This is a genomic window from Oleiphilus sp. HI0128, assembly GCF_001635365.1.
The window spans coordinates 1-651 of the sequence record NZ_LWGG01000639.1 but is presented as its reverse complement, the minus strand read 5'-3'; the positions used below and the strand labels follow the sequence as shown (position 1 = coordinate 651).

The 651-nt window shown below is 42.1% G+C and carries 1 protein-coding gene; it reads right to left on the bottom strand.

Annotated elements, in window-relative coordinates:
- Nucleotides 1–651: response regulator (locus A3763_RS08095; RefSeq protein ID WP_156495003.1), on the bottom strand; the 651-nt coding region annotated here is incomplete at both ends.

The window sequence follows — 651 nt, the reverse complement described above, 5'->3', positions numbered from 1 at the left end:
TAATGCTTTATCTCCCGATTCTGGCACATGTATTAGTGTCGCGGCGCAAAACATGTACTCAGGCAAAAAGGACTTTAAGGACTTATTCATCGAAGACGCAATTTCCATAATCGGCATACTTTTTTCACACATGGAGAAAAATGCTTGCGAGACAGGAATCGTACCAATTGCTGCAGCTAAACCATGACCAGTAAAGTCACCGAGAAAAGCATATAAACCACCACTTGGATTTTCGGCCAAAAGAAAGATATCGCCATTAAAGGTCGACATTGAAGAAAGATAGCTTTTAACATTTTTACAGTTCTGCAAGCTCCTCTTGAGCGTATGATTTAATACATGACGCCCCATCTCATGTTCTTGCGTTAATGTCGCGTGTAGACGGGTTAGCTCACTGTTTTTCGCATGAACTTGCTGGGTAAGCTCCTGAGTTCTCGCATGAGCCTTAATCTTCGCTTTTAGAACAATGCCATTAATGGGCTTTGGTAAATAATCATCTCCACCACTCTCCAGGCAAGCAAGCAAAGATTTCTCATCATGTTTTGCTGTCAGAAAAATAATAGGAACATGGGTATCGCCTGCGCGCTTTTTAATTAAGGACGCGGCTTCATAGCCATCCATAACAGGCATGACAATGTCCATCAGAACAAAGTC